An 8,956-nucleotide genomic window follows, 5' to 3' on the forward strand; every position below is an offset into this window, starting at 1 on the left:
GGGGGGGGGGGGGGGGGGGGTTGGCGCAGCCGGAAGTGGAGTCGCTAATAGCGGCGGTCGCTGGTCACGAGCTCAGCATCAAGGGGCGCAAGCTGGCCGAGGCGGTGTGTCGGGAAAGCGACGGCAACCCGTTCTTCGTGACCGAAATCCTGCGCGATCTCGTCGAGTCCGGGGGGGTGGTGCGGGGCGACAGCGGCCGCTACACCGTTACCGCCGAGGTCGGTGAGCTGTGTATCCCCCGCAGCGTGCGCGATGTAGTCGCTCAGCGGGTCCACCGGCTTGGACCCGACGCCGTCCGCATTCTGGATGCCGCGGCGGTGATTGGGTTTGAGTTCGATCTCGAGCTGCTGTCGGTGGTCACCGGGCGCCGCGAAGATGACCTACTCGCCGCAGTGGAGTCGGCGGTGGCCGGAGCGGTGCTCAGGGAGAGTCCACAAGCGTTGGGCCGGTTTGTGTTCGCGCACGCGCTGATCAATCACACCCTGTGTGAGGACATCAGCCGGACCCGACGCGCGCGGCTGCATCTGCGCATCGCCCAAGCTATCGAGGACATCGCCGGGGAGAACATCGACGAGCGGCTCGGCGAACTGGCTTATCACTGGGCGGCAGCCCGCCAGGCGGTCAGCTCCGCCAAGGCGATCTCCTATGCTCGCCGGGCCGGCGAGCGCGCGCTGGCGCAGGTGGCCCCCGATGAGGCGCTGCGCTGGTTCAGCCAGGCCGTCGAGCAGCTGGCCGAAGCAGGCGACGTCAGCGAGGCCGATCGCTGCGACCTGATGATCCTCATGGGCGAAGCCCAACGTCAGACCGGAGAACCGACCTACCGTGACACCTTGTTGGCCGCCGGTCAGATCGCGTCACACATCGGCGACGGGGAGCGGATGGCCAAAGCGGCGATCTCCAACACCCGGGGCTGGCTGAGCAACGTCGTCGATGTCGATGCCGAGCGTATTGCGGGGCTGCAATCGGCCATCGACGTGGCGCCCGCCGGCTCCCCCCATCGGCCCCTGTTGCTGGCGCAGCTGGCCGCCGAAGCCTGCACCGAATGGGACTTCACCACCGAGATACGCCCGCTTGTCGATCAAGCGCTTCAGTTGGGGCGCCAGGGCACCGACAAACGAGTACTGGCACAGGTGCTGGCTCAGGTCAATTCGGCATTGGTGGTGCGCCCCGACCTGATGGCCGAGCGGTTGGCGCTCACGTGCGAGCTGCTGGCTTTGGCCGATGGGGTCGATGACCCGTCCCTTGGATGCATGGCCGCGGCCATGAGATTCATCGCCACGGTCGAGGTCGCCGAAATCGGCGAAGCGCGCGAGTGCGCGCGCCGGGTGTGGCAGCTATCCGAGCGCACCGGTCAGCCCTGGAGCCAATGGCTCGCGCGGACGATGGCCACAGCGATCGCATCGATCGACGGTGAGTTGGAGCTCGCCGACAAGCATTCTCGCGATGCGCTGGACATCGGGGTGGCGATCGGCTTTCCGGACGCCTTCTTTTTCTACAGCCCCCAGTTTCACTATTTGCGATTCGAACAGGGCCGGCTCGACGACGACGTCATCAACGCGAACCTGGAAATGAGGAAACTCGCGCCCCGCACCTCTTCGACACCGGCCAGGTTGTCGTTTTACCTCACCGAACTCGGCCGCCTCGATGAGGCCGCTGAGCTGCTCAACGAGGTGACCCAAGCCGGTTTCGGGTCTCTGAATCACGATTACCTGCGGCTATACGCCCTCGCGTATTGGGGTCTGACTGCGGCGCGGCTCGGCGAGCGTCGTGCCACCGCGGAGATCTATGACCTGCTGTACCCCTACCGCAACCACCTGATTTACCCGGTACCGATTGCGTTCTGCTCGGCCCACACGATCCTCGGACATCTTTCCGGCGTGCTGGACCGCTTTGACAACGCCGAGCTGCACTTCGCAGCCGCGACCGAGCTACACGATCGTATTGGCGCGCCGCTGTTTGAAGCGCGAAACCAGCTGTACTGGGCGCAGTTGCTGCTGTCGCGCAATGCCGATGCAGACCAACCGCGCGCCCTGGCGATGCTATATCGCGCCCGCGATACCGCCCGGGATCTGGGAGGGACGGCAATTGTCAGGCACACAACACATCTCATCGATGCTATCGAAGCGCCAGTCAACAGAGGTGAGTCGTGACACTTAGAATCACAACACCGCGAGAGAGTGACCGCACGGATACCGCCCGCGGTGGGAAAGATGACGCTGGCCGGATCGCCGCCACTGCGGGCAGAAGCACAGTTGCAGCGCACGGACGTGATCGGCGGTCCGACCATGTCTATCCCCCGCTGACGCGACGTCGCCAACCCTCACCAGCCGGGGTGCTGCTGGTAGCGGCTTGCGGCGCGTTTCTGGCTTTTCTCGACTCGACGATCGTCAACATCGCTTTCCCGGCTATCCAGAGATATTTCCCCGGCAGCAGCATCGGCAGCCTGTCGTGGGTACTCAATGGCTACAACATCGCGTTCGCCGCGATGCTGGTGGCCGGGGGCAGGCTGGCCGACCTACTCGGCCGCAAGCGGACGTTTATTTACGGGGTGGTGTTGTTCACGGTCGCGTCCGGTTTGTGTGCCATGTCTGACACTGTTGGTCAGTTGGTTGGGTTCCGCGTGCTGCAGGGCATCGGCGCCGCGATATTGGTGCCGGCATCGCTTGGGCTTGTAGTCGAGGCCTTTGGGGTCACCCGCCGCGCCCACGGGGTAGCGCTGTGGGGTGCGGTGGGCGCGATCGCGTCGGGCCTGGGCCCGCCGATCGGCGGTGCCCTTGTGGACGCGTCAAGCTGGCGGTGGGTGTTCCTGGTGAATCTGCCCCTGGGCATTTTGGCTGTGCTGGTGGCTCGGCGGGGGCTGGTCGAGAGCCGAGCTGCGGGCCGGCGACGCGTGCCCGATTTGCGAGGGTCGGCACTGCTCGCCATTGCGCTCGGGTTTTCGACGCTGGGGTTGGTCAAGGGCCCGGAGTGGGGCTGGGCCAGCGCGGCGGTCATCGGGTCGTTGACGGCAGCGGCGGTCGCGCTGGCGGGCTTTGTCATGAGTTCCCGCAAACACCCGGCACCGTTGATCGAGCCGGCGTTTCTGCGGATCGGCTCGTTTGTCGCCGGCAACACGCTGACGCTAGTGGCCAGTGCCGGGTTTTACGCCTACCTGCTGACCCACGTCTTGTTCTTGAACTACGTGTGGGGTTACAACTTGTTGCAGGCCGGCCTGGCGGTTGCTCCCGCCGCGTTCGTCGCAGCTGTTGTCGCAGCGGCGCTGGGCCGTGTCGCTGACCAGTATGGTTACCGAGTCATCATCATCAGCGGTGCGCTGATCTGGGCCGGTAGCCTGCTGTGGTACATCGAACGTGTCGGAGCGGAACCCGATTTCCTCGGTGCGTGGCTGCCGGGCCAGCTGCTGCAGGGCCTCGGAGTCGGTGCTACGTTGCCGCTACTCGGCGGTGCCGCCCTGGCCGGGTTAGCCCACGGCAGTAGTTATGCCACCGCGGCGGCGGTGATGGCCAGTACCCGCCAGCTCGGTGCGGTGATCGGCATCGCGTTGCTGGTGATCGTGATTGGGACGCCGGCCCGGGGCGCCGCCGACGAAGGGCTACGAAGGGGATGGGCGCTGGCCGCGGTCTGCTTTGCGGTCGTCGCGGTCGGAGCGGTGTTGCTGGGCCGCGCCAATCGCAGCGGCCACCACACCGTCGCCGAGCCCGATCCGGCGCCGCGACTCGATCTGCTGACACCGCGGCCGGCCCCCCGGCATGCCGCATCCATCGAACTCCCGCCCGCCACTGGCGGCGAGGACCCGCTTGCGGCGCTGCCGCTGTTTGCCGGGTTGGACACGGTCGCCCTGGCCGAATTGCGGCACTGCGCCGAGCAGGTTGAGTTGGCGGGCGGCTCGTACCTGTTCCGGGCGGGCGAGCCGTCCGATGCCCTGTATGTGATCCGTAATGGGCGCCTGCAGGTGCTGCGCGACGACGTTGTGGTCACGGAGTTGGGCCGCGGCGAGGTCGTCGGCGAGCTTGGATTGCTGATCGACGCGCCCCGATCGGCCTCGGTTCGCGCCGTACGCGACTCCACGCTGGTGCGACTCACCAAGGTCCAATTCGACAAGATCACCGACTCAGGCGTCCTCAGTGCACTGGTCCGGACCTTGGCCACCCGGCTCCACCAAGCGCCGCGACCCGCGGTCGCCCACCCGACCCCCGAGGTGGTCATCGCGGTCGTCGGTGTCGACGCCGACGCGCCGGAACTGATGGTCGCCACCGAACTAGTCAACGCGCTATCGGGCCGCCTGCAGGTGGTGAACCCCGGCCACCTCGACCGCGACGGGTTGGAGCGCGCCGAGCGTGCTGCAGACAAGGTGGTGCTGCACGCGTCGGCCGATGACGCAGCCTGGCGGGACTTCTGCATCCGCGACGCGGACCGCGTCGTGTTGGTCGCTGCTGATCCGGGTCTGGTGCCCGAACGGTTACCGGCGCGAGCCTCAGGCGCCGATCTGGTGCTCACCGGGCCGCCCGCAACCCGCGAACAGCGGCGCGCGTGGGAGGAATTGATCACGCCGCGGTCGGTCTCGGAGATCCGGCCTCTACATGCGGCCACCGACCTGCGCCCGCTCGCCGCACGCATCGCAGGAAACTCGGTCGGGCTAGTCCTCGGCGGCGGAGGTGCGCGCGCCTTCGCCCACCTCGGGGTGCTCGACGAGCTGGAGACTGCCGGGATCATGGTCGACCGGATCGCCGGCACCAGCATGGGGGCGCTGATCGCCGCAGGCGCGGCCATGGGGATGAACGCGGCCGCTGTGGATGCCAACGTCTACGAAACCTTCGTCCGCAACAATTCCGCCGGCGACTACACGCTGCCCAGCAAGGGGCTCGTCCGCGGGCGGCGCACCAGCGTCGCCCTGTACAAGACGTACGGCGAACGCCTGGTAGAGGAACTGCCGCGGGAATTCCGCTGCGTCAGTGTCGATCTGCTCGAGCGACGGGCCGTCATACACCGCCGCGGCCCGCTCGCTGAGGTCCTCGCCTGCACGATATCGCTGCCGGGACTGTTCCCGCCGAAGCGCTACGACGGCTCGCTGCACGTGGACGGCGGGGTGCTCGACAACCTGCCCGTGAGCGCGCTGGATCGCCGCGACGGCCCGGTGATCGCGGTGCACATCGGCACCGGAAGGGAGGCCCGCCGCGGCCCGGCGGTCAATAACGCGCGCCTAACCCGGGTGCCGCCCATCAGCGACACCCTCATGCGCACCATGACGATCGGCAGCTCGATGGCATCGGAGGCGGCGCTCGCGCAGGCCGACCTTGTGATCAGGCCCGACACCAGTGCGATCGGACTCCTCGAGTACCACCAGATCGACCGCGCCCGCGAGGCAGGCCGGAGCGCGACCCGCCAAGTCCTGCCGCAAATCGCGGAACTGCTACACCGCTAAGTAGCCGGAGTCGACAATGGAAACCTTTTCCGTCGAATCGGACAGAGCATGACCGAGTTCATGCGTCAGATCGACGCGATCGCCTGGTCGCTGGAAAGCGATCCACGGCTGCGCTCGACCGGTCTCACGCTGAGCTTGTTGGAACGATCGCCGGATTGGGACGAGGTTCGATACCGATTCGAGCTCATGAGTCGGAAAATTCCAACGTTCCGTTGCCGACTTGTGGCGTCGCCGGCCCCGATCCCGCATCGGTGGGAAGAATGTCCTGACTTCGATCTTGACTTCCATGTGCGGCGGGTGACGGCAGCCAAGCCGGGCACTTTCGACGGCGTGCTCGAAATGGTACGGGTGGCCACAATGGAAGATTTCGACCGTGCGCGCCCGCTGTGGACCGTCACCCTAATCGAAGGCCTTGAAGACGGCCGAGCGGCCCTGATGTGGAAAATCCACCATTCCCTAACCGACGGGGTGGGCGCCCTACAAGCGTCGATGACGTTCGTCGATTTCTCCGCCGAGCTGCCGGAACGGCAGGCGTTGTCGTCGGCGCCGGGCGCGCCACCGCGTGCCCGGTTCAGCGGTTACGTCGACATGGCTCGCTACCACGCCGATTTGGCGGCCAAGTTGGCGGTCGGTGCGGTTCGCAGCGCGCCGGGAATAATGTTGCAGGTATTGCGGCGACCGCTGAACACTGCTGCATCAGTCACGACGATGGCTGGATCCCTCTACCGAGTCGCGCAGCCGCTGATGCCGACGCGATCAACCATCATGACGGAACGCAGCCTGGCTCGTCGGGTGGGAGTGCATGAGGTGCCGACAGCAGCCCTGCGATCGGTAGCCAAGCGCTGTGGCGGCACTCTCAACGATGTATTCATTGCGGGATTGGTGGGTGGGCTGCGCCGATACCACGCAAAGCACGGCGCCTCTGTCAACAACGTGCATCTGGCCATGCCGATCAGCTTGCGATCCGACACCGACCATGCCGGTGGCAATCGGATCGCTCCAACGCGCTTTAGCGTGCGGGCAGATATTGCCGATCCGGCGGAACTGATCGAGTGGATTCACCAACGCACATCGGCATTACGCCAGGAGCGGTTTTTGTTCTACGCAGATATCGTCGCTGGTGTTACCAGCCTGTTGCCCCTTGGGGTCATCAGCTCGGTCATGCGTCAGACCGACTTGACGGCCAGTAACATTCCCGGCGTGCCAGTGCCCGTGTTTATCGGCGGGGCCAAAGTCAGGAAGCATTATGTTTTCGGCTCGACGGTTGGCGCAGCGATCTGCGTCACGCTTTTTAGCTATATCGACAAGTGCGCTTTGGGTATCAGCGTGGACAGCGCCGCGGTCCCGGATTACGACGTCTTCCATGACTGTCTGGTCACTGGTTTCGATGAGCAGTTGGCCCTTGCTGACGATACATAAACTAACGGGAATGAGGCTGCAATGAAAGAGCCGCCAAGTGGGAAGCGCATCCCGGGCCGGCGCGGGCCTTTACAGCTTCAAGGACCAGAGTGCACATTTTCGAGAGCGCCAGCTGGGCCCAGGATTGGGATCATCGGCGCCGGCCCCGGTGGTTTGTCGTTGGCTCAATTGCTCACGGAGAAGGGTTTTGCTGACGTCACCCTGATCGAGCGCGCGCAGCGTGTCGGCGGGAAGTCTCTTACTGTGCATCATAACGGCATCGGTCACGAACTCGGCACGTGTTATTACGCACTCGGCTATACCACTGTCAAGCGCTGGATGAAGAGGGCAGATATCGGTGCGTTCAACTTGGACAAGCACCGCATAGCTACCGGCGATGACGACGTTTTGGATTTCAAAAACTATGTGCTGGGACGCAAGGCCAGAATCTTGGGCACCGTCATCCAGCTCAAACGGTATCTCGCCGACTGGCTAATCTTTCACAACTGGGATCTGCGTGGCGCGCCGAGCGACGCGCCAGGGACGGCAGGTCGCCCCATGGTAGATGAAGTGGCTGAGCCGTTTGGCATGTGGCTGGCACACCGAGAACTCGATATGGTTGCCAGGTTCGCATGCCGCTCGATGGGCGCCATGGGCTACGGATCACTCGACACCGTCCCGGCACTCTACGGGCTGCGCTGGAATATGCCGTCGCTGCTTCTCTCCGGCATCATGAAGAAAGTGATCGAGCCCACGCCTGGGTGGCTTTCGCTGTGGTACTACCTTGCCGGCCAACTCGACGTTCGCCTCCGACATGCGGTGCTCTCCGTCGACCGACGCGAGCACGAGTTCGTCGTTCACACCGATCGGGGCGATTTCGCATTCGATCACCTTGTCATCTCCACACCACTTGACGAAGCTGCTGGCTGGTTTCCGTTCGATGAGACAGAGCGCAAGGCCTATCCGATCGACGGCGAAACACTGCGATGGCGGTCGTATGTCTCCACGCTCGTGGATGCCACGGGGTGGTTCCGTGGCATCGACACAAAGTGCTGGGCGAGCCGCTTGCAGGACAGCAGTGCCATCGCGAAGGGACAGGTTGTCGTAGCGCGTCGAACGGGTGACAAATCTCCAGTTGCTCGGGCCCGGTCTCAAACTCGCCCGGATCTCTACGTTTGCTATCAATACGGCGAGAGCGGCCAGACTGACGCAGAGTTGCTCGGCCAACTCGAGAAGGACGTTATCGATGAGGGCGGCGCGGTCAACAGCGTGCTGCGCCAATGCCGCTGGAAATACTCGCCTCAGCTGCAGCCCGACGCGATTCGCGGCGGCGCTGTCGAAAGGATGGAGCGGTGCCAGGGACGCAGAAATCTCTGGATCGCGGGCGCGATAACCTCGCATGAGTCGGTCGACAACATAGTCGATTCAAATCATCGCCTCGTCGAGCGCATGGCGATGTCCTTCGCCGGGAAGAACTCCTCGTCGCCAGGAGCTCTCGCGGCTATCGCAAAGCGCTATCGTTATCGCCTCGGAGACAAGTAACATGCCCGGTGGTCAACGCTTTTCAGCTACGTCGACACCTGCGCGACGGCGATTAGCGTGGACAATGCCGCGGTCCCGGGCTACGACGTCTTCCACCACTGCCTGGCCGTTGTTGACAACCCGTAGCCGACGGATGAGTACCGCAGCGACGAAACAAACCTCCTTGTTGAACGCGCTGGCAATTAGCCGTGCTCGGCAGGCGGCAGGCGCGAATCGGCGCATCACGTGCGGAGTTGCCAATAAGTCCAAGAACGTGGTGTGGCGGCCAGGCGGGGCGGAGCGCCTCACGAGTCCTGTTGCGAGTCCGAGTATTAGGAGCCGCACCCCATGAGCGAGCAACGGCGCAATCCCCAACGGCGTGCGGCTGACAAACGAACCGCGCTCCGGAGCCTTTCGATACTCGCGGACATCGATGACGAACAACTCGCTCAACTTTCGAGCGTGGTGGAGCGCCACCAGGTCCCCGCCAACGAGTGGCTCTTTCATGCGGGAGACCTATCGGATGCCATCTATATCGTTGACTCTGGGCGGTTCGCGGCCATCACTGCCGATGGACAGGTGATTGGCGAGATGGCAGCCGGTCAGTCAATCGGA

6 protein-coding genes are annotated in these 8,956 nt (G+C 64.6%); 5 read left to right on the forward strand and 1 reads right to left on the reverse strand.

Annotation, left to right across the window (positions count from 1 at the left end):
- From F0Q45_RS22065 to F0Q45_RS22080, 4 genes are all read left to right on the forward strand, one after another.
- Positions 1-2,150, forward strand: a 2,150-nt coding sequence (locus F0Q45_RS22065) for an ATP-binding protein (RefSeq protein WP_223163932.1), incomplete at its 5' end; no start/stop codon positions are given.
- Between the two features lie 149 nt (positions 2,151-2,299).
- On the forward strand, positions 2,300-5,422 hold the full coding sequence (locus F0Q45_RS22070) for an MFS transporter (RefSeq protein WP_149655960.1): 3,123 nt from the start codon (positions 2,300-2,302) through the stop codon (positions 5,420-5,422).
- Positions 5,423-5,470: 48 nt separating this feature from the next.
- Positions 5,471-6,841, forward strand: a complete 1,371-nt coding sequence (locus F0Q45_RS22075) for a wax ester/triacylglycerol synthase domain-containing protein (protein ID WP_149655957.1) — start codon at positions 5,471-5,473, stop codon at positions 6,839-6,841.
- Positions 6,842-6,973: 132 nt separating this feature from the next.
- Positions 6,974-8,362, forward strand: a complete 1,389-nt coding sequence (locus F0Q45_RS22080; protein ID WP_262491111.1) for an NAD(P)/FAD-dependent oxidoreductase — start codon at positions 6,974-6,976, stop codon at positions 8,360-8,362.
- 12 nt (positions 8,363-8,374) lie between these two features.
- Here the strand turns inward: F0Q45_RS22080 and F0Q45_RS28710 are convergent, their stop codons facing one another.
- The gene (locus tag F0Q45_RS28710; RefSeq protein ID WP_223163933.1) at positions 8,375-8,794 is read right to left on the reverse strand and encodes a hypothetical protein; all 420 of its coding nucleotides are present in this window, start codon (positions 8,792-8,794) and stop codon (positions 8,375-8,377) included.
- Here F0Q45_RS28710 and F0Q45_RS22085 point away from each other — a divergent pair.
- On the forward strand, positions 8,690-8,956 hold a 267-nt coding region (locus F0Q45_RS22085), incomplete at its 3' end, for a cyclic nucleotide-binding domain-containing protein (RefSeq protein ID WP_149655959.1). The genes F0Q45_RS28710 and F0Q45_RS22085 overlap by 105 nt on opposite strands.

The organism is Mycobacterium simiae, from assembly GCF_008370645.1.
GTDB classification, from domain to species: Bacteria; Actinomycetota; Actinomycetes; order Mycobacteriales; family Mycobacteriaceae; genus Mycobacterium; species Mycobacterium simiae_A.

What these genes read in the sequence shown, in the direction of transcription:
- F0Q45_RS22075 (WP_149655957.1), top strand. Translation starts at nt 5,471, where the DNA reads ATGACCGAGTTCATGCGTCAGATCGACGCGATCGCCTGGTCGCTGGAA.